Below are 20,595 nucleotides of genomic sequence, written 5' to 3'. Positions count from 1 at the left end.
CCTGCATCGTGTATAATGTGCTTGTGACGATTGCAGTTTACGGTTTGGCGCGATTGCCGCTGAACCGTTGAATATGAGGAGGATGCATACATGAAAGTAGAAGTGTGGTCTGATTTTGCCTGCCCGTTTTGCTATATCGGCAAGCGCCATCTGGAAGGCGCACTGTCGCAATTCCCGAACAAGGATCAGGTAGAAATCGTCTACCGCAGCTTCCAGCTCGATCCGACCATGGAGCGCGATACGAATATGGACATACACAGCGTGCTCGCTAGCAAATACGGCATGCCGCTGGAACAGGCCAAAAGCATGAATGATCGCGTGGCCCAGCAAGCAAAAAGCGTCGGGCTCGACTATCATTTTGACACGATGATTCCGACGAATACGTTTGACGCGCACCGTCTGGCTCACTTTGCCGCTGCCCATGGCAAAATGACGGAAATGAAGGAGCGCCTCCTGAAAGCGTACTTCACCGAGTCGCTTCACCTGGGAGACCACGAGGTGCTGGCGCAGCTTGCCTCCGAGGTCGGGCTGGACCGCGAAGCGGCACTCGCCATGCTGAAAAGCGGCGAGTACAGCGACAAGGTGCAGGAAGACAAGCGCAGAGGCGCTGAAATCGGCATCAAAGGCGTGCCGTTCTTCGTGTTCAACAACAAATACGCGGTTTCCGGCGCTCAGCCGGACGAAGTGTTCCTGGGAGTGCTGGACAAAGTATGGGAAGAAGAAAACGCCGCTGCCCCTCTGACGCTTGTCGGTCAGGATGAAAAGGAAAAGACAGCCGGGGACAACTGCGCGGACGGTTCCTGCAAGCTGTAAACGGCGAGGTTGTGGTTGCATGAAGCTGAATCGAATCGATCAGATTGCCAAGCCGCGCTTCCGGATTGCCGTGCACGTGCTGGTCTGGCTGGCGCAAAGCGGCGGTGTGCTGTCCAGCTCCGCCATTGCCGCACAGGTGAAGACGCATGCGACTTTTTTGCGCCGAGTCATGGCCCAGTTGAACCGGGCTGGCATCGTGGAGGCAAAGGAAGGACGCGACGGCGGTTACTACATGACGAGGTGCCCGAAGGAGTTGACGCTCGCCGATATTTACCGCTCCCTTCCGGACGAACGCGAGGAAGACAGTCAGGAGGAGCTGGATTGCGGCGAGGTTGGCGTGCAACTGGACCGCCATCTGGAGGCGCTGATGAACCAGGCCGAGCAGCAGCTTGTGTTGTTTCTCGGGCAGTACACGCTGGCGGATGTGATGGACAGCATCGGCTTCGGGCAGGTAGGCCCAAGCGAGGAACTGTTGGAGATCAAGCAGGAAAACCGACTCTTGTAGCAGTAGCAGGAGTCGGTTTTTTGGTACAGATAAGAATGGGTAAGACTCTTATTCCGGATAAGTGCAACCAAGGCTGCACGAATAACTTGGCGCAGCCAAGTTTTCTCACACGGAAAAGGGAGCGTGGGCGAAGGTGCAGAAGCTGACGCGGCTGTACGAGCAGCGCTTTCCCCGATCGTTTGCATGGAAAGGTAGGCGTTGAAGATGGCATATACGTTCGAGGATTTGTACGAGGCAGCGGAAATGGACGATTTCGACGAAGTAAAACGAATTTTGCAGAAGCAGCCTGCCTTGATTCACGGCAAGGATGAGTACGAGTTTTCCGTGCTGCATGCGGCCGTCATGACGGAGAACGAGGAGCTGATCGAATTTTTGCTAGGACAAGGAGCAGATGTCCGCGCCAGTAACGACGAGGAATTACCCCGCTGCATATCGTTTTGTATCCGCAGATTGCCGCCCTCCTGATCCGGCACGGAGCAGACGTGAACGCAGCGGCGGACGACGGGAGCACGCCGCTGCACACGCAAGTAGCAGACGGAGAGGAGCGGCTGGATGTCATCGAAGTATTGCTGGAGCATGGAGCGGACAAAGCGCGGAGGGACAAACGGGGGCTGACCCCGCTCGCTATCGCCCGGGGGCGCGAGGAAGAGGAGATTGCCTTGCTGCTTGGCTAACGTGCGGCATGGCGTCCGCCACACGTTGCACCCCCGCTGCACGCCACTCCCCGCGCCAGGTGTCTCGCTGCTGGAAGGCGGGCGGTCGACCGCATCTGTGGATCAGTAGGGAAAAGTATGAAAAAAACGTGGCAGTCTCGAACATGACTGCGCACCAGGATTGCGCAGTCCTTTTTTCAGGAACAGCTTGTCTGTTCTGTTCGTTTTTGCAACTGCTCGATTGCAGGCACGGTGAAGCAAGCGAGATTGGCGGGAAGCTCGGCGAGGGAGAACCATTTGACTGCTCCGATCGCTCCGCCTTCCTCCATGTTGCGTGCGGTTCCCGCTTGCACTTGGACTTCGTAGATGGCGGACACCCAATGCTCTGCCTCGTCCGGCCGGATCGTCTCGGCCATGCAGAGCAAGCCGGTAATTTCGACGTCGAGATTCACTTCTTCTTTCACTTCGCGGATGATTGACGCCTCAAGCGGCTCGTACGGATCGACTTTTCCACCCGGAATGCTCCATGTATCTTTCTCCGGATGACGATTGCGCCACACGAGCAATATCTCGTCGTGCTCGTTGCGGATCACCGCGCCTACGCCCAAGCGGGGAAGTGCCGCTGTATTCGCATTCGTTGTCATTGCTTCGCTCCTTGTTGCCGCAAAAAAGTTCGCGACGTTTTCGTTTCCTCGCTGGATGGCGAGCGACAGCACCGAGTCGCCGCCCTCTTGTCTGGCTATTGCGGGTCATCGGCTTGCCCGGGCTGTGCTTCCGGCAGCGGATAGCGGGCATGCACGTGCTCTCGGAAAGTTGCGTAGTCGCATGCGTAGACGTGCGAATCATGGTCGCTCTCACACAAAAGCCGCATGCCGAGCCGCTCCGCAAACCGATTGCCGGCAGCGGTCACCGCCTCCATCGCGATGGAGTGAATGCGAATGCCGCTTGCGGCCACGCCATCCAGCACGCCGAGATAATGGTGGAGCATCAGCGGCAAGGCAGCACTTTTCCGGTAAGCATCAGCGACAACGACACAGGACAAAAAATAATACGCCGACTCCGGCGACTGCTCCGGATTTTCGATATCCGCAGTCGTCATCAAGCTGTCGTTGAAGCGGCCGGCGACGATTTGCTCGTAGACATGTTTTTTTACCGGGAGCAAATTCAGGAAAGCGACGACGCGGTTATCCGCTTCGATCGCGACGATGCTGTCCGGGCGGAAGCAGTACCAGTTGTAGCTTTCCTGGCTGGGCGTAATGAAATCGGCGCTATAATATTGAAGCTCAAGCTGCTCCATCTGTTGAAAATGCTCAAGCTGCAACTGGTCGAGTTTTTTCACGGGCGGCTCTCCTTGGGCTGAAAAAGTCGATGCGGCCAAGCATTTTCGCCAAACGTTGGCCTGGCATTTGGAACTATCTAGCATTTTATCACACAGTGGAAGACATCGCGAAAAAATAGGGAATTTTCGGGAAATGGTGCTATAGTGGTGGGAATAACAAGGAAGCGAGTGATTAGGCATGAGCCAACCATCCACGAAGACGATGATCCGCCATTTTCAACAGGAAGACATGCCATTGCTTGGCGCGCTGTACAAGTCTGTGACGGCAAAAGAAAACGCCACTTTTTGGTGGGTGGGCGATGAAGAAAACTGGGGCAACGTTTACTGCGCATTCGAGGGCGGGAGGATGGTGGCCAAGGGACAGGTCAGTATCATTAATGTCGTGCCACCCGGACGGCTGCCGGAAAACAAACATGCGATCTACCTCAACCTGAAAACTGTACCGGAGAGGGAGGACGACGACGAGCTGCTGGAAAAGCTGTACCGTCTGCTCTATCAAAAGGCTAGCGAGCTAAAGCAGAGCTTGTCGCAGGAGTACAACACGATTTTGTGTGTGGGCAACGACTCGACGGCAGCGGCCAACAACGGGTTTTTTATCCGGCAAGGCTTCCGCCACCTGAACAGCCTGTTTCGGATGCGGCGCGAGCTCGATCAGCCTGTTGGCGAGAGGGCTTTGGACGAAGCTTTTCAGTTTGCGCCGTGGCAGATGGAGACGCCTGAAGAGGAACGGCAATATTTGCAGGTGGAAGCGGAGATTTGGCCGGACACGCCGCTTGGGGCGGAACGGCTCGCCGAATACAAAAAGCAACCGCTCTGGACATCGCTCGTCATCCGGCAAAAACGCACGCTCGCAGCCGGGTTAATGGCGTGGCAAGAGGAGGAGCACGGGGTTATTGAGGATGTGTTTGTCCGCGAACCGTGGAGGCAGCGCGGCTTCGCCAAGTTTTTGCTGACGCAGGGACTTGCTTACTTGCAGGCACATGGACTGCCGTACGCCTGCCTGACGGTGCTGACGACCAATCAGTCGGCTTTGTTCCTTTACGAGTCGGTCGGCTTTTATGTGGAGAGCGAAGAGGTCAGGTATTTTACAGAGCTGGCATAAAAAAGAGGGGGAAATCCATCCCCTCATGGTTTTGCCGGAAGCGTCATTTGTTTTGCAAAATGCCCAAATACGCTTTCCACGGCCCGACGTCCGTTCCGTATCGTTTCGCCATGACCCGCACGATTTGCGCGATGTGTGTCAAGTCGTGGACGACCCAGGTGGAAATCAGCTCCCGCGCTTTTACCGCGCCGAATGCCGGGTGCAGGCCAGTCAGCTCCAGGTGCAGCGCTGGATCGATCAGCTCCGTCAGCCTAGCGATATTTTGCTGGCGAATCGCTGTAAATTCGCGCAACTTTTCCGCCAGCGACTGCTCCGTGCGTCGGTTCAGGTGCGAAAAGCGATCAAAAGGGGGAAACGGCTTGCTGTCGCCTTCCTGCAAAATCAGTTCCAGCCGCGGTATCCAGTTCGTTCGCTCTGCCTCGATCAAATGCTCCAGCACTTCCACGGCGTTCCACGTGTCCTCGCCCTCGTTACAGGTCAGCCACCCCGTCGATAGACCGGATAAAAATTGTTGCAGCAGCAACGGCGTACGCTCCAACACCTCGACAGCTTCATGCATGCTGAAATTCATCAAAACGCCCCCTTGTCCGATTCAGGTTGATCCACTACGCGCCAAAACGTTGGCGATATCCACATCTTCTGCACAGTTCCTCGACAGCCTCCCTGCGAGAAAACCCTTCGACGATGGCATTGGCCCGCTCGCCTTCCACGATGTCCGTAAACGACGCTTGCTGAATATTGCCCAGGTTGATGACGCCCTCCCCGTCCAGACAGCACGGAACGACTGTCCCGTCGACCAGAATCGCCGCCTGGCTGCGCAAGGCGTGGCAAAAGCCCCGGCCCTCGTCGCGTGGAGCTGTCATGCTCGGCCACTGAAACTCATGGTCCTGGTTCAAGTAGACGCGCTCGGCGATTTTTACGCCGCTACCCGGCTCGACCTTTTCTTCGATCTGGTAATCGAGCGCAAATTCTTTTTCGATGATTGCAAGCGTCTGGCGGTTTCTGCTCTTTTGAATGTTCGTGATGTTGTTTTGGGTCAAATTCCACAGGCGGAAGGAAAAGATGACTTTGTGCTCCGCAGCGTCGCGGACGAAGGAGAGAATCTCCCGCAAGTAACCTTCACGGTCGGTCGAGCCGAGGTGGCCGTCAAAGCTGTGCAGCGAAAAGTTCATCTGCCTTAGCGCTGGCTTCCCCAGCAGCTTATGCCGATTTTTCGCAATCAATGTGCCGTTGGTCGTAATGTTGACCTTGAAGCCTTTTTCATGGCTGATGTCGAGCAGCTCGTCGATTTTCGGATGGAGCAGCGGCTCTCCTTTTACGTGCAAGTAAATGTGCCGGGTGTGCGGCCTGATCTCATCCAGCCGCTTCGCGAAGCTGTCCACCGAGATAAACGTAGCCTTGCGCTCCGTCGGCGGGCAAAACGTACAGGCGAGATTGCAGATGCTCGTAATTTCTATATAAACTTTTTTAAACGTTTTCAAAATATTGTCCCCATTCCAGTTGTCCTATTGTGAAGTGCGAATATACCTCACATAGTACCATAGGAGGCGGGGGAGGGGTAACGGTGTATTATGGGGGGCAGTTGTCGCAATGCTCTCTCGCCGTGCGTGAGCGACGCATCTGGAGAAAGGTTGTAGTTGTAGAAAAGTTCTGAAAACATGTGGTATAATCTTCCTGCAATAGCATAGGCTCCCGAGGGGCGGCGGCTCACTCTCTATCCCGAACAGGGAGGGGGTGAGAATATGGAGGTCTATCAAGCACTGACGTTGATGATTTCATTTGCAACGTTGATCGTGTTGATCTTGTCCTTCGACAGAAAAAAGAAGTAACCGCCCCTTGAGCTACCAACTCTGGCGGTTACTTCTCATGTAACGAATGGAGCCGCACCCCTTGGCAGGGGATATGCTATTGCATGGACCGTTCCGGTTGCCGCCGGGGCGGTCTTCTTTGTAGTATATACAGCTACTGTTAATTTTAGGATAGATCAGTTTGCGGGATATGTCAATTTTTGAACAGCAAACCAGCCAACTTGGACAAAAACACCCTCCTTCGTATAGAGCAAGTAATTCAATCAAAACAGGTGCAATGGAAAACATCAAGCATTCGATCAAAAACACCTGTTTTTTAACGGCAGAATCGACTGTAAACACTACTCCAGAGCCGTGAATGCTCGGGCATGCCCAAGAAGCACCAACGCTTGGTAGCGTCAGCATGGCGCTTCGAGGACGTGCACGATTTTGCGGAGCAAGTGAGGAGCGAAGCCTGAACGAATCTCAACGCTGGCTTGTCCAATGCGGACGATAAGTGATGAAACGGAGGTGTCGGGCTGATTCGTAATCGTAAGTGGCACAACCGACGTGAAATGAGGTTTTTTCGTTACTTTGATAAAAACGATTGAAAACAGCCGGAAAATCCCATATCCAATCACGACACCGAGGAAGTTCATGATTACGTCGTTGATGTCGACATAGCGATACGGAAATCCTAGAGCTAAACCTATCAAAAGTTGAAGCGATTCAATGGTACATCCAACGAGTAATCCGAGAAGAACTATTTTTCGCAGGTGAGTCTTGCCTAAAAACGAAATTCCAAATCCGAATGGTACGGTTAATGCGATATTTAATAAAACCTGCATGTCTGCCAATCCAAAACCTGCTGGAAAGAAAAAGGGAATCAGGTTCATTTCTTCTGCGAAGGTATTGGCCACTCGAGCCTTGTCAGCAATCAATCTCGGGTCAATCGGAATCGGAAAGAGTGTATACTTACCAAGATGCAAGACATAGACACAAAATAGTGTATAGAAGAACAGAAAGCCATACTTTTTTTTCCACGCCAGTCGAAGAATGATTGCTGAAATCAGTATCGCGGCAAGGCCAATGAACAACGGAGCTCGTTCGAAGAGCAGCAAGTGAATCCTCTCCTTATGTATAAGGGATGTAACGGCGGTATCGATCAGCCGCCGTTAGTATGCAATTTCATTACTTTGTCTGTAAAGTACCTGATCCTTTGACTGTCCAATAATCAAGGCTACCTTTATCGGCCTCAATGTAGTATTGAGCTGCATCACTTCGAGAACCAAAACTTTTCGAGAAGTTGCCGCTATTAGGAGTCACGGTTGTTGAACTGGATTGTCAACACTAAACTAGACAACTTTTTTAAGGTGTTCAAGTTTGTACTCGACAGGAGTTAGATAACCGAGTGAGCCATGGATTCTGATATGATTGTACCAATGCACGTAGTCGGATAACTCCAGCACTAGTTTTTCTAAACTTTCAAAATGCCGACCTTTAACAAACTCAGTTTTAAAGATTTTGAATGTTGCTTCGGCTACTGCATTATCATACGGACAGCCTTTCATACTAAGGGAACGCTTGATACGGAAAGCTGTCAGTGCTTCATCTATGAGCTTATTTTTAAACTCATTTCCACGATCGGTATGAAACATTTGAATCCTGTTTAAATCGGTTTGAATGGATGCAATCGCCTGGTAAACCAGCTTTGCATCTTTGCGTGGTCCCGCACTATACCCAATAATTTCTCGGTTAAAGAGATCGACTAATAGACATACGTATTGCCATTTTTGCGCGACTCTCACGTATGTCAGATCACTCACTACAACTGCCAGTTGTTCTCTCTGATCAAATTGTCGATCAAGCTCGTTTGTCACGTTTGATTCATTGCAAGACGCTACGTGAAGCTTGAACTGAGCCACGGTATACGATGACACAAGTCCGTTTTCTTTCATGATTCTGCCAATTCTCCGCCGGGATACGATCAAGCCCTTCTTTTTTAACTCCGTCTTAATTTTACGCGTGCCGTAGTTATGGCGGCTGATGCGGAAGATTCCCGTAATCGTTTCGACCAGTTCATCTTCGGAGTGTTTTTCCTGTGCCTCGTAGTAGTATGTACTTCTTGGTAATTGTAGGACTCTGCACATTGCTGATATCGAGTATTTGTGCTGGTTGTTCCGAATCACATTTACTTTCGTCCTAGTATCAGCGCAGCTTGCTTTAAAATATCGTTCTCCATTTGCAATTGTTTATTTTCTTTCCGCAATTTGATAAGTTCCTGTTGCTCGGGGGTAAGGTTATCCTTCTCTTTGAAAGAACCAGATGTTTGACTCTGTTTGACCCATTTGTCAAGCGCAGACGGTGTTAATTCATATTCACGAATGATATCCTTTCTTGGCTTTCCATTCTTATAAAGCTGAACCATCTGTTCTTTAAATTCAGACGTAAATGTCCTTCTTTCTTTTTTCGTCATAGTAGATTCTCCTCAGATATGTTAGTAGTAGTCTACTTGACCTTAATTTTCCTGTCTAGCTAAGTGTAACCTGTCCATTCTGCCAATCTGCGTGTTTGGAGTCACGTATCCATCGATACAGCATTTTAGGGTCTATCCCATGCCGTCTGGCTACTTGGCTAGCGTTTCCTACTTCGTGGGCTTCCTGGATCAATTGTTGTTTGAACTCGATTGAATAGCGTCTCCGTTGCATAAAAATATCCCCCTCTGTTCTTCTGATATCAGCTTAACAAGATAAGGGGGTATGACTCAAATCCAATTTTGGGGCTTAAAAGTGACAAGTTACTAAGCCTTCACGTTGAGGGGGCGATAACAACAGAACAATTCAAACAGCAAAATGAGCGTATCACCCAACAACAGCAAAACCTTGCAAACAAAAAGGCTGAACTGCAATCCAGTTTAGAAGTAAGAAAAGACCTCAATGAACAGCTACAAGCCTTTAAAAAAGAAGTAGAACGCTTCATTAACCTTGACATTGAAGATGAACAAGTTTTGAAGCAGGTTCTACAAAGGCTTATCCACCAAATAGAAGTGTTCGAGGGCGGAAAGATTAAGATTCACTACAATCTTTCCCACCCTCTCCCCTCAAATTAGGTACAGTTTACTTGGCTGTATCTTTTCTTTCAAGTCTCACTGTCACCTCCACATGCGCCGTATGCGGAAACATATCCACCGGCTGCACGCTCGCCAGCTCGTACCGCTGCAGCAGCTTCGCCACGTCCTTCGCCAATGTCGACGGGTTGCAGGACACGTACACAATCCGCTTTGGCTGCACATCCAGCAGCGAACGAATCAACGCATCATCCAGCCCGGTGCGCGGCGGGTCGACGACAACGACGTCCGGGCGCGTGCCTTGTTTGGCCCATTTTGGCATCAGTACCTCGGCGCGGCCTACGTGGAAGCTTGCGTTTGTCGCCTGGTTGCGCGCCGCGTTGCGGTTGGCGTCCTCGACGGCTTCCGGGATCAGCTCGATGCCGCGCACTTCGCGGGCATGCGGAGCGAGCCACAGGCCGATCGTGCCCGTGCCGCAGTACAGGTCGAGCACAAGCTCCTTGCCAGTCAAGGCGGCGGCCTTTTTCACTTCGTTGTACAGCTTCTTCGTCTGCTCCGGATTCAGTTGGAAAAAGGCGCGCGCCGACAAGTCAAACGACAGCTCCCCGAGCTTTTCCGCGATAGCGGGCCTGCCCCACAGGGAGAACGTCTGGTCGCCGAAGACAAGCGACGTTTTTTGCGGATTAACGTTTTGCGCGATGCTGACAAGCTCGGGCAGGCGCGTGCGCAGCTCCAGGATCAGCTCCTTGACGCGGGGAATTTCCTTGGTGGCTGTCACCAGCGTTAGCTGCGTTTCGCCTGTGGCAAAAGCTACTCGCGCCACGATCGTGCGGATGACGCCTGTCCGCTTGCGCTCGTCGTAGACGGGGATGCCCAGCTCCTCGATGATTTTTTTCGCGGCTTGCACGATTTTGGTCGTCGCCTCGTGCTGCACCTGGCAGCCTTCCAGATCGACGAGCTTGTGGCTGCCTGTCTGGTACAGTCCGGCGATGAGCTTGCCGTTTTGCTTGCCCACCTGGAACTGCGCCTTGTTGCGGTACGACCACGGGTTGTCCATCCCGATGGTCGGGGCGACGGGGGGATCGGACAGGCGGGCGTATTTGCGCAGAGACTCGATGACGATTTCCTGCTTGCTCGCAAGCTGTGCCGCATAGTCCATGTGTTGCAGGCTACAGCCGCCGCATTCCTTGTAGACCGGACAGGGCGGGACTGTGCGCGCGGAAGACTTCTCCACGACGCGCAGCAGCCGGGCCGTTGCGTACTTTTCCCGCGCTTCCGTCACTTCGGCATGCACGACCTCTCCGGGGAGAGCGCCTTCGACGAAGACGATCTTCCGTTTGAAGTAGCCGATCCCTTCGCCGTTGATTCCCAGACTTTTTATGGTGAGCGTCATTTGCTGGCCGACGCGTATCGTTGTCTCTTGTTCCTTTTTGTGTGTTGGCATCTTTGTTCTCCTCAGGACGATTCAGTATCCTTTCATTATAGTTGATTGCGAGACTTGTTGCATGGGGAGGGTGCACACGCATCCGGGCGCTGTGCTCACAAATAATGGCAACTTCCTGTGCAGCCTTGTTTTTGTTATAATAGTGCGGAGAATACTGAGGGAGTTGTGACGCTAGATGCAAGAGCTATTTGACAAAATGAAAGAATACCTCAACATGGATACCGAAATTTCCTTTGAAGAGTTTGATGGCTACTACAAAAAAGTAGTCGCGTTTCTGAACGATAACTGGAAAGAGTTGAACGAGGAAGATACGATGCACATGCTGTTCATCCTCGACAACCTCAAATCGAACGGCGAAGATCGCGCCAAGCGCAAAGTGAAGGAAGCGAAAAAATACGCGAAAATGGCGCAACGCACCGAGATTTGGGCAAATGCGCTGATCGGCCGTCTGCGTGAAGCCGGTTTGACCGACGAAGAGATCGGCAAGCGCTACGAAGCCATCTACGAAGCGGTGTAACAGCCGACGATAGCATAAAGCAAGAGAGAGCCACCCGGGTGTGAGCTCTCTTTTTTTGTGCGCGATCCAAAGCAGGATGCGGTTTTGTTTGACAAGAAAACAGAGTCGCATTATAATTTGTAACTAATAATTTGAATAGTTCGTTATCAGTTGCGTAGAAAAGGAAGAGTAGGAACAGAGAGCAGCGTGCAGAGAGCCGTTCCCCGTGCTGAAAGAATGGCCGCCTAGCCTGTTTTGAAAATCACCTTGGAGCAGTGTTCTGGAAAGCCGCCGCAATCGGGCGGTGAGTAGAGGACAACGGATTCGTCTCCGTTACCGGACGGGAGTTCCCCACGTGGAACTTCTACAAGTCTGTTTTTCGTGAGGAAGACAGAGAAGCTGAGTGGTACCGCGATGCCTTCGCCTCAGCCAGCCGTGCGCAAACCAAGCGCTGCTGGCGAGGCGGAGGCTTTTTCTATGAAAAAAAAGAGACAACCAACGTTTGGGAGGGGCCAGAGAGTCATGCATACAGTGAGAGTGGAAGAAATTGTGGTGGCAAACCACGGATTGAAAGACGTAGTGGAGAAGACACCGCTGCAAAAAAACAACGTGCTGTCCGAGCGCTACGGCTGCAACGTCTATTTGAAGCGGGAAGATTTGCAGGTCGTCCGCTCCTTTAAAATTCGCGGAGCGTACCATTTCATGCGCAGCCTGTCCGCAGAGGAGCGCGAGCGCGGAGTAGTATGCGCCAGTGCGGGTAACCACGCGCAAGGAGTCGCGTACTCGTGCCAGAATCTGCAAATCCAGGGCACGATTTTCATGCCGACGACGACCCCGCGCCAAAAAATTTCCCAGGTCAAACGGTTCGGCGGCTCGTATGTGGAGGTCGTGCTGATCGGGGACACTTTTGACGACTCGTTCGCAGAAGCGATGAAATATTGCCTACAGGAAGACCGGACGTTTGTCCATCCGTTCGACGATCCGCTGGTGGTGGCAGGGCAAGGCACGGTGGGGCTGGAGATCATGAACGATCTGGAGGAGCCTGCTGACTTCGTTTTCATGAGCATCGGCGGCGGCGGCCTGGCGGCAGGGGTCGGCACGTATGTAAAAGGCATCAGCCCGGATACGCAAATCATCGGGGTGGAGCCTGCGGGAGCGGCATCCATGAAAGCGGCGCTGGAGAGAGACGACGTCGTGACGCTCGATGAGATCGACAAGTTCGTGGATGGAGCGGCAGTCAAACAGGTCGGACAGTTGACGATGAGCATTTGCCGCGAGGTGCTGAGCGATATCGTGCTCGTGCCAGAGGGCAAAGTATGCACGACGATTCTGGAGCTGTACAACAGCAGCGCGATCGTGGTCGAGCCTGCCGGGGCCTTGTCGATTGCCGCGCTCGACTACTACAAGGAGCAGATCGCGGGCAAAAACGTCGTCTGCATCATTAGCGGCGGAAACAACGATATCGACCGGATGCAGGAAATCAAGGAGCGCTCCTTGCTGCATGAAGGCTTGAAGCATTATTTCATCATCAATTTCCCGCAGCGCGCCGGGGCTTTGCGCGAGTTCATGGAAAAGGTGCTCGGTCCGCACGACGACATCACGCGCTTTGAGTACACGAAGAAAAACAACAAGGAAAACGGCCCGGCGCTGGTCGGCATCGAGATGAAGTGCCAGGAGGACTACCAGCCGCTGATTAGCCGGATGAAGCAGCACGGCATCCGCTATGTCGAGATCACCAACGATCCGTATTTGTTTAACCTGTTGATTTAAGAACATTGTGTTACAACAGATGCCGAATTTGCGAAAATGTATGAATACAGCGAAAAATGGAGCAAACGGGAGCATTTGAGCGAGAGAAGAAGGTATTGTGGCGTAATGTATTATAACAAACTTTTATAAAACAGGTGCTGTTGTAATACAATACAGATAACAACACACGGGGGGTTATAATCATGACGCCAATCACTACGTTTTTCCGAAACCTCGAAGCAAAATGTTGCGCAGCTTGCGGCCAGACCATCAACGAGCAGGCTGAGTCTTACGCGAACGAATGCTTCACTTGCCAGGAGCAGGCATCCTACGACGCCTACAAGCACTACCACCAAAAACGGTAAGCAGATGAATACAGCATAGATCAGGTGTACCGAACGGCTGGAGCCAGAGGGTATGCCTTTTTTGTGCGATCAGCTTCTTATCCGGTATCAGTGCACCCAGGGCTGCGCCAATAGCCTAAGTTTTCTCATTTGGGCAAACCGTGCCGCATGCGCTTCTCTCCTACTTTTATGAAAAGCGCCGGAAGCTTTTTCCACAAAAAAGCCGCTGCTTGTCTGGCAGCGGCACTTTGCCATTCAATGCGGTTTGGCCTGGGACTTGGCGGCCTGTTCCTTTACGTAGTCGATCAGGCCGAGCTGGAAGCCCTCCTGTGTCAGCAAGCGCTGAGCTTCGTAGGTGCTGGCATAGTAGGCTTGGACGTGCGGATCGTTTTCCAGCACGCGGCGGCATGCCTCGTCGCGAGAAAGCTCTCTGTACCAGTCCGCCTCCTTGATTTGCGCGACCAGCTCCTCATAGGCCGGCTCGGGCTTTTTCCACGGGTTCAAGCGGTGAAAAATTTCACCGAAAATCGCAACAACGACTAAAATTCCGATGAGAAACATGTTTGTCACCTCTGACGTTGGTTCCCTCCCATGGTACCACTCCCGGAGCGCTTTTCGCTATGGGGAAGTCTGTTCTTGCTTGCAAATGCGCAAAAAAGCAGGCATGCTAGTGACAGAAAACCAAACGGGGCCTGTAACACAGGTCCAGGCAGTAAGAACAAAAGGAGGGCACCCCATGTTTCATCCGCTGGTATTTGACAATATCAGAGTGGTGCTGGAAGGCGCGGTGTACGACCGCGATTTTGACGGGGCGATCACGATTACCAATCGGTCGGACGTCATGGATATGGCGACGTTCCAACGCTTGTTCCAGATCGACTTCAAGCTGGCCGAGTACGCGGAAAGTGACCAGGGCGTGCGGGCGCAAATGCAACTGCGCACGAGCCTGGGCGACGTAGCCGCGGAGCAACTGGAAACGCCGCTCGTGGAGCATATCGGCTGCACGATTTGCATTCATTTTTACATGCAGCTTGAAAAGCCCGGCGACATTCCGAACAGCGCAAAAGAGATTACGGCGATCCTCAACGACATTTGGGGAGAGCGCCCGTACATTACCCAGACGCTGTCGGCGAAGCTGCCGGAGCACCGGATCGAATGGCCGCCGCCAAGTTGGGAAAACCGCGTGACGCTGGACTTTCACCGCAAGATCGACGAGGGCAACATCGACGACCTGCGGCTGCTGATCGAGCACACGATTCAATCGCTGGTCGGTCTGCAAAACTACGTCGATCAAACATAGGGATTTACATTTTCAAGCATGCGTATTATCATTTTGTTAACCTTATTATATTTTTAGTTAACATTGGAGGCTATTACGCATGAGAAACGAACGTTTGAGATGGCTTTTGTTGTCCGCCATTTTTGCCGCTGTCACGGCTGTGCTGTCCCAGTTGACGATTCCGCTGCCGCTCATTCCGATCACCGGACAGACGCTTGCGGTAGGCTTGACCGCGACGATCCTGGGCAGCCGCTACGGTACACTCGCTCTTTTGATTTACGTGCTGCTTGGAGCGGTCGGCTTGCCTGTCTTTTCTGAAGCGAGCGGCGGGCTGCAAGTATTGGCAGGCAAAACAGGCGGGTACATTTTCGGCTTCATCGCCACTGCCTTTGTGACGGGCCTTTATTTGGAAAAATTCGGCTTCACCTTGAAGCATGCGGTCGTCGCCAACGTGATCGGCATGTTCGTGACGCTCGCCTTCGGTTGCGTTCAGCTCAAATACGTGCTGGATATCCCGTGGGACAAAGCCATTGCCTTCGGCGCTACGCCGTTTTTGGTCGTAGGCGTTATCAAAGCGGTGCTCGCCGCGCTGATCGGCATCAAGGTGCGGGAGCGTTTGATCGCTTCTCGCCTGCTGCGCGCAGAGCAGCCTGTCGCACGCTAACAACGGTACGCCTTTTTCGCCACCTGAAATTTTCAGGTGGCTTTTTTTTCGCATAAACTCCTTTTCTTGCCGGATACTATCGGTAATCCAATCGAAGCACATGAGGGGGATTTCCATGGGTGTGACAATCTCAGGCCCACGCGGCTTGCCGATTTCCGGCAATTTGCTTGCTTTTCGCAAAGACCCGCTGCAGTTTATCCGCGACGCTGTTGCCGAGCATGGCGATGTCGTTCACTTTCGTTTTGGGCCGAAAAGGCATGTCTATTTGCTGACCAATCCCGACCAGATCAAAGAAGTGCTCGTGACCAAGCAAGACCATTTCAAAAAAGGAAAAGGGTTGCAGGTCGCCAGAGCCGTCGTCGGCGACGGGATTCTCACCAGCGAAGGCAAGAAGCACATGCGCCAGCGCAGACTGATGCAGCCGGCTTTTCACCGGGAGCGGATTGCCGGCTACGGACAGGCGATGGTGCGCCAGGCTGTCGAGCTGTTGGAGGACTGGAAAGCAGGGGAAGTCCGCGACATTCACGACGATATGATGCGGGTGACGCTGGCGATCATTACGGAAACGATGTTTGGCAAAAGCATCAAGGAGGGCGCCGACAAAATCGGACATGCGATCGACGTCGGACTGAAATATGTGGCGAACAAAGCTTCCTCCTTTATCGACATTCCGTTGTCGGTTCCGACAAAAAGCAATCGACAGTTTCTGGAGTCGAATGAAACGCTGGATCAAACGATTTATTCCTTGATCGAAGAACGGCGAAACAGCCAAGACGACAGACAGGACGATCTGTTGGGGATGCTTCTTGCGGCGCGGGATGAGGACGACGGCCAGGGGATGACAGACGAGCAGGTGAGAGACGAGGTCATGACGATTTTCGTTGCCGGTCACGAGACGACAGCCAATACGATGTCGTGGATCTTTTATTTGCTGGCGACTCATCCGCATGTCGAGGCCAAGCTGCACGAGGAACTGGCGACTGTATTGGACGGCAGGCTGCCTACGGTCGACGATTTGCCTAAGCTTACCTACACGAGCCTCATCGTTTCGGAAACGCTGCGCCTGTATCCGGCTGCCTGGACGATTAATCGGGAAGTGGTCGAAGAGGTACAGATTGGCGATCACACGTATCAGCCTGGCGATACGCTGATGATGAGCCAGTTTGTCATGCATCGTCTGGAGCGCTACTACGAGAAGCCGGATGAGTTTATTCCGGAGCGATTCGCGGGCGATCTGCTGAAACGCAACCCGACGTATGCCTATTTTCCGTTCGGGGGAGGGCCGAGGGTTTGTATCGGGAACAACTTCGCTCTGATGGAAGCTGCCCTGCTTTTGGCGACGATCGCGCAGCGCTACCGCCTGCGGCTGGCAGAGCCTGGTCAAGTAGTGGAGCCGGAGCCGCTCGTTACGCTGCGTCCGAAAAACGGCCTGCCGATGCGCCTGGAAAAGCGGGAGTAAGGCAAAAAAAAGAGGCATCTTTGCACTACGGTTTCGCCGTGATGTGTCAGATACCGAACTGGGGGTTATTTATCACTGAAAGCAACATGCTTACAAGAAATACTTTAGCAGAGAAATATAAAAAATAAATTAACTGCTAATAAATCTATATAAACTAACTGTGATAAAAGGGAATGGTGAAGGAGAAGCTGCTTCCTATTCCCTGTTCGCTGTTTACCGTGAGTTCTCCGCCGTGGCGGCGCACGATGCTCTGGCAGATGGTCAGCCCAAGCCCTGTGCCGCCGTTGTTGCGGTTGCGGGACTTCTCTGCGCGGTAAAACTTGTTGAAGATTTTGGGCAAATCCTCGGCTGCGATTCCTTCCCCTTTGTCTATGACGGAAAACAGCACGTGGCCTTCCCGCTGGTCGCATGTAACCAAAATCGAGCCATTCGGCTTGTTGTAGTGAATCGCGTTGTTCAGCAAGTTTTCCATGACGCGACGCAGCTTTGTTTCATCGGCTTCGATGTGCAGCTCATTGGATACGCGCAACTTCCATTGAAACGTCAGGCCGGCTTCCTTTACCCGCGCCAAATAGTCCTCGATAATTCCTTTCAAAAATCCTTTCACGTGAATGCGGCTAATGTTGAGCCGCACCTCCGTACTTTGCACCGTGAAGTCCTGCAACTCGTCCAGCAGCTTTTCCAGATCGCTCGTCTTCACTTCGATTTTGCCCATTTGCTTCTGAATCCGCGTCAGGTCCGTGACCCGCCCGGAGCCGATGTAGGAGGCGTAGCCTTTGATCGTGGTCAGCGGCGTGCGAAAATCATGGGCGATGGAGGCGATCATTTCCGACTGTCTCTCTTCGGAAAAGCGCAGCTCGTCGACCATGTCGCCAAAGTAGCGAAAAAGCTGTCCGAACTCGTCGTGCGAGCGGTACGTAAACGTCACAAGCCGTTTGCCCTCGCGAATTTCCTGCGTGACGCGGGCCAGCTCATTGACCGGGCGCAAAATCCAGCGGAGGAACAGGGCGAGCAGCAGCAGGCCGACGAGGACGAGGCTTCCGTAAATAAACCAGAGCATCATGGAGACTCCGGTTGTAGCCATCATGTCGTAATCGTCCGTGTAGAAGTAGACGACGATCTCTCCCGCACGGGGAGGCTCCTGCTGAAAATGGTACTCTGCCACGACTTTCAGGTCGCTTTTCGTGGTGGAAGGGAGGGACAGCTTCAAGGAGTAGGCTTGTGACGGCCTGTGGTAAATCGTGTTGCCGCTCGCGTCCTTCACGACCATCCGGTACATGACGTCTTCCGGCAACTGCTTCTCCAGTTCCTGGCGCTCGATCGGGTCCTTGAAGTTGCTGGAGCGCAGTAGTTGGTTGAGCCGGACCTTTTCTGCCGCATCCTTTTCCGCCTGGTACTGGTTGTGACGGTCGTTTTTCAACTGGTCGATGATGATGTCCTGGAAGACGAATTTGAACAGCAGGATGTTGAGGGTAATCAAGGCGATAAAGGAGAGAAAAAGCTTGTTGCGAAGACTCATCTACAGTTTCTCCCCGATGAATACGTAGCCTGTCCCCCATTGTGTTTTGATGAATTGCCGTTCTGTTTCCAGCTTCTCGCGCAAGTTTTTGATGTGGACCGTCACGGTGTTGAGGGAGCCGTAGCCGTACCCCCAGACGCGGTCGTAAATTTGTTCCCGCGTGAACACGATCCCGGCATTTTCGGCGAGGAACGTCAGTAGTTGAAACTCTTTTGTGGACAGCTCAATCTTCTGGCCGTTGACGTAGACAGAGTACGTTTCCTTGTGGATCTCCAAGTCCTTGAACTTCAGGACGGTGATCGGGGAGCTGGGCGTCTCTTTTTCCGGCTGCTCCTCGGTATGCTTGCGAATGCGCTCGTAGCGTCGCAGATGAGCGCGGATGCGAGCCAGCAGCTCTTCGGTGTCAAACGGCTTCGTAATGTAGTCATCGGCGCCGATTTCGAAGCCGACGACTTTGTCGACCGCCTTGCTTTTCGCGCTGAGAAACAGGATCGGCAAATCCCATTCGCGGCGAATTTGCGAGCACAGCTCGTAGCCGCTCATATTCGGCATCATGATATCGAGCAAAATGAGGTTGGGCCGCTCGCCCTGGCTCAGAAGAGCAAGCGCATCCTCGCCATTTTCCGCCGAGGAAACCTGGAAGCCTTCGTTTTCCAAAATATCTTCAAGCAGTTCAATAATCTCCTGGTTGTCATCAACGATCAAAATGTGATCTTTCACCGGAATTACCCCCAGTTACTTCTATTAATAGGTGGATGAGGTGCTATGGCACAAAGAACTAATCCTGTCTATCATAACATGCTTTCACATGATAAGGGCAAGTATCCGTCCATTCATGCATCTTTACTTATAGGTAGGGGCACCTCTTTAGACCTGGTCCTAAATTTCGTCAGAAAAAGCCAGAGACGCAATGTCCCTGGCTCTTATTTTTTGCCGAACTACTTCTTTTGTGCTTGATTTTCCGACAACGATGCAGCTTGCACCGCGTTTTCCTTTTTCGGAGCTGCCGCTTCCAGAACAGGTGTGCTGATGCGCTTGGCGCCAACATAACGCTTGCTCCAGTAGTACGGGTCGTTCAACTTGGTGTTGACGACGCCGCGGCCAGATTCCGAATGCACGAATGTGCCGTTCCCGATGTAGATGCCTACGTGTGAGATGCTTCGTCCGTTTGTATTGAAGAACACAAGATCTCCAGGCTGCAAGTCTTTCTTGGCAACCTCTGTCCCCAGTTCGTATTGGGCGGCAGAATTGTGAGGCAGGTCTACACCTAACGCATCAAATACGTAGCGTGTGAAACCGGAGCAGTCAAAGCCCTTTTTGGACGTACCGGATGATTTGTAAGGGACGCCATACAGTTCGCTGACCACGTCTTCGAGCGTTGCACCCTCGGCCGCGTGTGCAGCGCCGGCTCCCATAGCCAGCATTCCGGCCATAAGTAAAGACAGTACCACCTTGCGCAAAAGAAACTGCTCCTTTCGTGAGCCTACGAAGTTAGCTGAAGGGTTCGGTCGAAAGGACGCCCTAGATTGCCAACATGCAATCATTCACCCCAAAAAACTGGTTCCCCCGTTTCCGACATGCGGAATTCGGCTATTTTCGATGTTTTTTTACACGCACTTTACGAAGATTCTACGCTTTTCCCGTTTTCCCTCTTTTGTAACCGCTTGTTCACCTTTTTGTCACAAAATTTTGTCTGATGCTGTAACGATTTGCTTCGACAATGCAAGTGCCGGGTCGAGAAAAGGGCAGGAGCAGGCTCGTCCGATTATGGCAGGAAATGCTCTCCGTCCAAGGACGGAGGGAAAAACCAACCGCACGCCCGTTATGGGGAGCCTATGCGGGGGGCTACAATAAGGCCATAAGGTTCAACAAGCACCACACACGCAAAAGATGATAGGAGGTAAGCGAGCAATGAGTGAACGGTCTGGAAAGGTTTTGCTCGGGCTAGTTCTCTTGCTGATCGGCGGGTTGGTTCTCCTGGATCAAGTAGGAATCGACTTTGGTGATCTGATCGGGCTTTTGATTCCGGCGATCATCATGCTGTACGGCGCTCGAAAAATCATGGGACAATCCGGTTCGCGTTTTTGGGGAATCGTGATCTTCCTGTTCGGGTTCCTGATGCTGATCGGCAAGCTCCATCTGCTGTTTCACGGCTTACTGGCCATTGGTGTGATTTATCTGGGGTATCGCTTACTGCGCCCCGGCCATGTCCCCAAAGAAGCGCCGCCAGCCTGGGAACGTCAGTGGGCACAAAAAGTATTAAAAGAAGACACGCTGGACGCGTGGGAAAGAGAAATGACCCGCCGCCAGCCATAAGCAGCCATGTCGCGAGAGCTTTTGGATGAAATGACACGATGTGATATGATGAGGAGGAA

The 20,595-nt window shown here is 52.6% G+C and carries 26 protein-coding genes and 1 riboswitch; of the genes, 14 read left to right on the top strand and 12 right to left on the bottom strand.

Annotation, left to right across the window (positions count from 1 at the left end; all coding sequences use genetic code 11):
* Positions 1 to 90 precede the first annotated feature (90 nt).
* The 4 genes from BA6348_RS23990 (at position 91) to BA6348_RS27540 (ending at position 1,992) form a co-directional block, all read left to right on the top strand.
* A complete protein-coding gene (locus BA6348_RS23990; protein ID WP_122953084.1) occupies positions 91 to 813 on the top strand; it encodes a DsbA family oxidoreductase in 723 nt (240 codons plus the stop codon).
* A 19-nt stretch (positions 814 to 832) separates the two neighbouring features.
* Complete coding sequence (locus BA6348_RS23985) at positions 833 to 1,318, top strand: RrF2 family transcriptional regulator (protein WP_007779530.1); 486 nt, start codon at positions 833 to 835, stop codon at positions 1,316 to 1,318.
* 204 nt (positions 1,319 to 1,522) lie between these two features.
* Complete coding sequence (locus BA6348_RS27545) at positions 1,523 to 1,783, top strand: ankyrin repeat domain-containing protein (RefSeq protein WP_242507406.1); 261 nt, start codon at positions 1,523 to 1,525, stop codon at positions 1,781 to 1,783.
* On the top strand, positions 1,756 to 1,992 hold the full coding sequence (locus BA6348_RS27540; RefSeq protein WP_005830083.1) for an ankyrin repeat domain-containing protein: 237 nt from the start codon (positions 1,756 to 1,758) through the stop codon (positions 1,990 to 1,992). Before BA6348_RS27545 ends, BA6348_RS27540 begins: the two co-directional genes overlap by 28 nt.
* Before the next feature lie 176 nt (positions 1,993 to 2,168).
* Here BA6348_RS27540 and BA6348_RS23975 read toward each other — a convergent pair whose 3' ends face one another.
* Together BA6348_RS23975 and BA6348_RS23970 are read right to left on the bottom strand one after the other, a co-directional pair.
* On the bottom strand, positions 2,169 to 2,615 hold the full coding sequence (locus BA6348_RS23975) for an NUDIX domain-containing protein (RefSeq protein WP_122953086.1): 447 nt from the start codon (positions 2,613 to 2,615) through the stop codon (positions 2,169 to 2,171).
* A 95-nt stretch (positions 2,616 to 2,710) separates the two neighbouring features.
* Positions 2,711 to 3,310, bottom strand: a complete 600-nt coding sequence (locus BA6348_RS23970; protein WP_007779537.1) for a hypothetical protein — start codon at positions 3,308 to 3,310, stop codon at positions 2,711 to 2,713.
* A 178-nt stretch (positions 3,311 to 3,488) separates the two neighbouring features.
* Here BA6348_RS23970 and BA6348_RS23965 point away from each other — a divergent pair, with 178 nt between their 5' ends.
* Positions 3,489 to 4,412: a GNAT family N-acetyltransferase gene (locus BA6348_RS23965; protein ID WP_122953085.1), complete on the top strand. Its 924-nt coding sequence runs from the start codon at positions 3,489 to 3,491 to the stop codon at positions 4,410 to 4,412.
* Between the two features lie 43 nt (positions 4,413 to 4,455).
* Here the strand turns inward: BA6348_RS23965 and BA6348_RS23960 are convergent, their stop codons facing one another.
* A complete protein-coding gene (locus BA6348_RS23960; RefSeq protein WP_005830091.1) occupies positions 4,456 to 4,983 on the bottom strand; it encodes a DinB family protein in 528 nt (175 codons plus the stop codon).
* A 34-nt stretch (positions 4,984 to 5,017) separates the two neighbouring features.
* Positions 5,018 to 5,893, bottom strand: coding sequence for a radical SAM/SPASM domain-containing protein (locus BA6348_RS23955; protein WP_005830093.1), 876 nt, complete (start codon positions 5,891 to 5,893; stop codon positions 5,018 to 5,020).
* A gap of 261 nt (positions 5,894 to 6,154) precedes the next feature.
* On the opposite strand from BA6348_RS23955, the gene BA6348_RS28140 reads away from it, so the two are divergent.
* A complete protein-coding gene (locus tag BA6348_RS28140; protein ID WP_221175368.1) occupies positions 6,155 to 6,241 on the top strand; it encodes a putative holin-like toxin in 87 nt (28 codons plus the stop codon).
* A gap of 377 nt (positions 6,242 to 6,618) precedes the next feature.
* Here BA6348_RS28140 and BA6348_RS23945 read toward each other — a convergent pair whose 3' ends face one another.
* The 3 genes from BA6348_RS23945 to BA6348_RS28135 all read right to left on the bottom strand — a co-directional run bounded on the left by BA6348_RS23945 (position 6,619) and on the right by BA6348_RS28135 (position 8,907).
* Positions 6,619 to 7,320, bottom strand: a complete 702-nt coding sequence (locus BA6348_RS23945; RefSeq protein ID WP_005830095.1) for a VanZ family protein — start codon at positions 7,318 to 7,320, stop codon at positions 6,619 to 6,621.
* 234 nt (positions 7,321 to 7,554) lie between these two features.
* Positions 7,555 to 8,675 (bottom strand): IS3 family transposase gene (locus BA6348_RS23940; RefSeq protein WP_100225778.1). Its coding sequence is split into 2 segments (ribosomal slippage): positions 7,555 to 8,426 and positions 8,426 to 8,675, totalling 1,122 coding nucleotides; the frame shifts between segments, so codons are not numbered across the junction.
* Between the two features lie 55 nt (positions 8,676 to 8,730).
* Positions 8,731 to 8,907, bottom strand: a complete 177-nt coding sequence (locus BA6348_RS28135) for a transposase (RefSeq protein ID WP_129552246.1) — start codon at positions 8,905 to 8,907, stop codon at positions 8,731 to 8,733.
* 68 nt (positions 8,908 to 8,975) lie between these two features.
* Here BA6348_RS28135 and BA6348_RS27535 point away from each other — a divergent pair, with 68 nt between their 5' ends.
* Complete coding sequence (locus tag BA6348_RS27535) at positions 8,976 to 9,308, top strand: hypothetical protein (protein WP_241752903.1); 333 nt, start codon at positions 8,976 to 8,978, stop codon at positions 9,306 to 9,308.
* Between the two features lie 7 nt (positions 9,309 to 9,315).
* Here BA6348_RS27535 and rlmD read toward each other — a convergent pair whose 3' ends face one another.
* On the bottom strand, positions 9,316 to 10,710 hold the full coding sequence (gene rlmD, locus BA6348_RS23925) for a 23S rRNA (uracil(1939)-C(5))-methyltransferase RlmD (RefSeq protein ID WP_122953270.1): 1,395 nt from the start codon (positions 10,708 to 10,710) through the stop codon (positions 9,316 to 9,318).
* Positions 10,711 to 10,885: 175 nt separating this feature from the next.
* On the opposite strand from rlmD, the gene BA6348_RS23920 reads away from it, so the two are divergent.
* The 3 genes from BA6348_RS23920 to yhfH all read left to right on the top strand — a co-directional run bounded on the left by BA6348_RS23920 (position 10,886) and on the right by yhfH (position 13,320).
* On the top strand, positions 10,886 to 11,227 hold the full coding sequence (locus tag BA6348_RS23920) for a hypothetical protein (protein WP_005827620.1): 342 nt from the start codon (positions 10,886 to 10,888) through the stop codon (positions 11,225 to 11,227).
* 501 nt (positions 11,228 to 11,728) lie between these two features.
* The gene (gene ilvA, locus BA6348_RS23915) at positions 11,729 to 12,976 is read left to right on the top strand and encodes a threonine ammonia-lyase IlvA (protein WP_007777217.1); all 1,248 of its coding nucleotides are present in this window, start codon (positions 11,729 to 11,731) and stop codon (positions 12,974 to 12,976) included.
* A 182-nt stretch (positions 12,977 to 13,158) separates the two neighbouring features.
* A complete protein-coding gene (yhfH, locus tag BA6348_RS23910; protein ID WP_005827625.1) occupies positions 13,159 to 13,320 on the top strand; it encodes a protein YhfH in 162 nt (53 codons plus the stop codon).
* A gap of 234 nt (positions 13,321 to 13,554) precedes the next feature.
* On the opposite strand, the gene BA6348_RS23905 is transcribed toward yhfH, so the two are convergent.
* A complete protein-coding gene (locus BA6348_RS23905) occupies positions 13,555 to 13,860 on the bottom strand; it encodes a hypothetical protein (protein WP_007777213.1) in 306 nt (101 codons plus the stop codon).
* Positions 13,861 to 14,035: 175 nt separating this feature from the next.
* Here BA6348_RS23905 and BA6348_RS23900 point away from each other — a divergent pair, with 175 nt between their 5' ends.
* From BA6348_RS23900 to BA6348_RS23890, 3 genes are all read left to right on the top strand, one after another.
* Positions 14,036 to 14,599, top strand: a complete 564-nt coding sequence (locus BA6348_RS23900) for a hypothetical protein (RefSeq protein WP_122953271.1) — start codon at positions 14,036 to 14,038, stop codon at positions 14,597 to 14,599.
* Between the two features lie 79 nt (positions 14,600 to 14,678).
* Positions 14,679 to 15,242, top strand: coding sequence for a biotin transporter BioY (locus BA6348_RS23895; RefSeq protein WP_005827631.1), 564 nt, complete (start codon positions 14,679 to 14,681; stop codon positions 15,240 to 15,242).
* Positions 15,243 to 15,357: 115 nt separating this feature from the next.
* The gene (locus tag BA6348_RS23890; protein ID WP_005827634.1) at positions 15,358 to 16,701 is read left to right on the top strand and encodes a cytochrome P450; all 1,344 of its coding nucleotides are present in this window, start codon (positions 15,358 to 15,360) and stop codon (positions 16,699 to 16,701) included.
* 154 nt (positions 16,702 to 16,855) lie between these two features.
* Here BA6348_RS23890 and BA6348_RS23885 read toward each other — a convergent pair whose 3' ends face one another.
* The 3 genes from BA6348_RS23885 to BA6348_RS23875 form a co-directional block, all read right to left on the bottom strand.
* Complete coding sequence (locus tag BA6348_RS23885; protein ID WP_005827636.1) at positions 16,856 to 18,220, bottom strand: sensor histidine kinase; 1,365 nt, start codon at positions 18,218 to 18,220, stop codon at positions 16,856 to 16,858.
* Positions 18,221 to 18,940, bottom strand: a complete 720-nt coding sequence (locus BA6348_RS23880) for a response regulator transcription factor (RefSeq protein ID WP_005827638.1) — start codon at positions 18,938 to 18,940, stop codon at positions 18,221 to 18,223.
* A gap of 218 nt (positions 18,941 to 19,158) precedes the next feature.
* Positions 19,159 to 19,680, bottom strand: coding sequence for a C40 family peptidase (locus BA6348_RS23875; RefSeq protein WP_007777201.1), 522 nt, complete (start codon positions 19,678 to 19,680; stop codon positions 19,159 to 19,161).
* A 4-nt stretch (positions 19,681 to 19,684) separates the two neighbouring features.
* A riboswitch (cyclic di-AMP (ydaO/yuaA leader) is annotated at positions 19,685 to 19,822 on the bottom strand.
* Positions 19,823 to 20,131: 309 nt separating this feature from the next.
* Between BA6348_RS23875 and BA6348_RS23870 the strand changes: the two genes are divergently transcribed.
* The gene (locus BA6348_RS23870; RefSeq protein ID WP_005827643.1) at positions 20,132 to 20,536 is read left to right on the top strand and encodes a LiaF transmembrane domain-containing protein; all 405 of its coding nucleotides are present in this window, start codon (positions 20,132 to 20,134) and stop codon (positions 20,534 to 20,536) included.
* Positions 20,537 to 20,595 lie beyond the last annotated feature (59 nt).

Source organism: Brevibacillus agri (assembly GCF_004117055.1).
Taxonomy (GTDB): domain Bacteria; phylum Bacillota; class Bacilli; order Brevibacillales; family Brevibacillaceae; genus Brevibacillus; species Brevibacillus agri.
The sequence above is the reverse complement of the archived record's forward strand: the minus strand, read 5'-3'. Positions and strand labels throughout refer to the sequence as shown.

What these genes read in the sequence shown, in the direction of transcription:
- BA6348_RS23990 (WP_122953084.1), top strand. Translation starts at nt 91, where the DNA reads ATGAAAGTAGAAGTGTGGTCTGATTTTGCCTGCCCGTTTTGCTATATC.
- BA6348_RS23985 (WP_007779530.1), top strand. Translation starts at nt 833, where the DNA reads ATGAAGCTGAATCGAATCGATCAGATTGCCAAGCCGCGCTTCCGGATT.
- BA6348_RS27545 (WP_242507406.1), top strand. Translation starts at nt 1,523, where the DNA reads ATGGCATATACGTTCGAGGATTTGTACGAGGCAGCGGAAATGGACGAT.
- BA6348_RS23975 (WP_122953086.1), bottom strand. Translation starts at nt 2,615, where the DNA reads ATGACAACGAATGCGAATACAGCGGCACTTCCCCGCTTGGGCGTAGGC.
- BA6348_RS23965 (WP_122953085.1), top strand. Translation starts at nt 3,489, where the DNA reads ATGAGCCAACCATCCACGAAGACGATGATCCGCCATTTTCAACAGGAA.
- BA6348_RS23960 (WP_005830091.1), bottom strand. Translation starts at nt 4,983, where the DNA reads ATGAATTTCAGCATGCATGAAGCTGTCGAGGTGTTGGAGCGTACGCCG.
- BA6348_RS28140 (WP_221175368.1), top strand. Translation starts at nt 6,155, where the DNA reads ATGGAGGTCTATCAAGCACTGACGTTGATGATTTCATTTGCAACGTTG.
- BA6348_RS28135 (WP_129552246.1), bottom strand. Translation starts at nt 8,907, where the DNA reads ATGCAACGGAGACGCTATTCAATCGAGTTCAAACAACAATTGATCCAG.
- rlmD (WP_122953270.1), bottom strand. Translation starts at nt 10,710, where the DNA reads ATGCCAACACACAAAAAGGAACAAGAGACAACGATACGCGTCGGCCAG.
- BA6348_RS23920 (WP_005827620.1), top strand. Translation starts at nt 10,886, where the DNA reads ATGCAAGAGCTATTTGACAAAATGAAAGAATACCTCAACATGGATACC.
- ilvA (WP_007777217.1), top strand. Translation starts at nt 11,729, where the DNA reads ATGCATACAGTGAGAGTGGAAGAAATTGTGGTGGCAAACCACGGATTG.
- yhfH (WP_005827625.1), top strand. Translation starts at nt 13,159, where the DNA reads ATGACGCCAATCACTACGTTTTTCCGAAACCTCGAAGCAAAATGTTGC.
- BA6348_RS23905 (WP_007777213.1), bottom strand. Translation starts at nt 13,860, where the DNA reads ATGTTTCTCATCGGAATTTTAGTCGTTGTTGCGATTTTCGGTGAAATT.
- BA6348_RS23900 (WP_122953271.1), top strand. Translation starts at nt 14,036, where the DNA reads ATGTTTCATCCGCTGGTATTTGACAATATCAGAGTGGTGCTGGAAGGC.
- BA6348_RS23895 (WP_005827631.1), top strand. Translation starts at nt 14,679, where the DNA reads ATGAGAAACGAACGTTTGAGATGGCTTTTGTTGTCCGCCATTTTTGCC.
- BA6348_RS23890 (WP_005827634.1), top strand. Translation starts at nt 15,358, where the DNA reads ATGGGTGTGACAATCTCAGGCCCACGCGGCTTGCCGATTTCCGGCAAT.
- BA6348_RS23885 (WP_005827636.1), bottom strand. Translation starts at nt 18,220, where the DNA reads ATGAGTCTTCGCAACAAGCTTTTTCTCTCCTTTATCGCCTTGATTACC.
- BA6348_RS23870 (WP_005827643.1), top strand. Translation starts at nt 20,132, where the DNA reads ATGAGTGAACGGTCTGGAAAGGTTTTGCTCGGGCTAGTTCTCTTGCTG.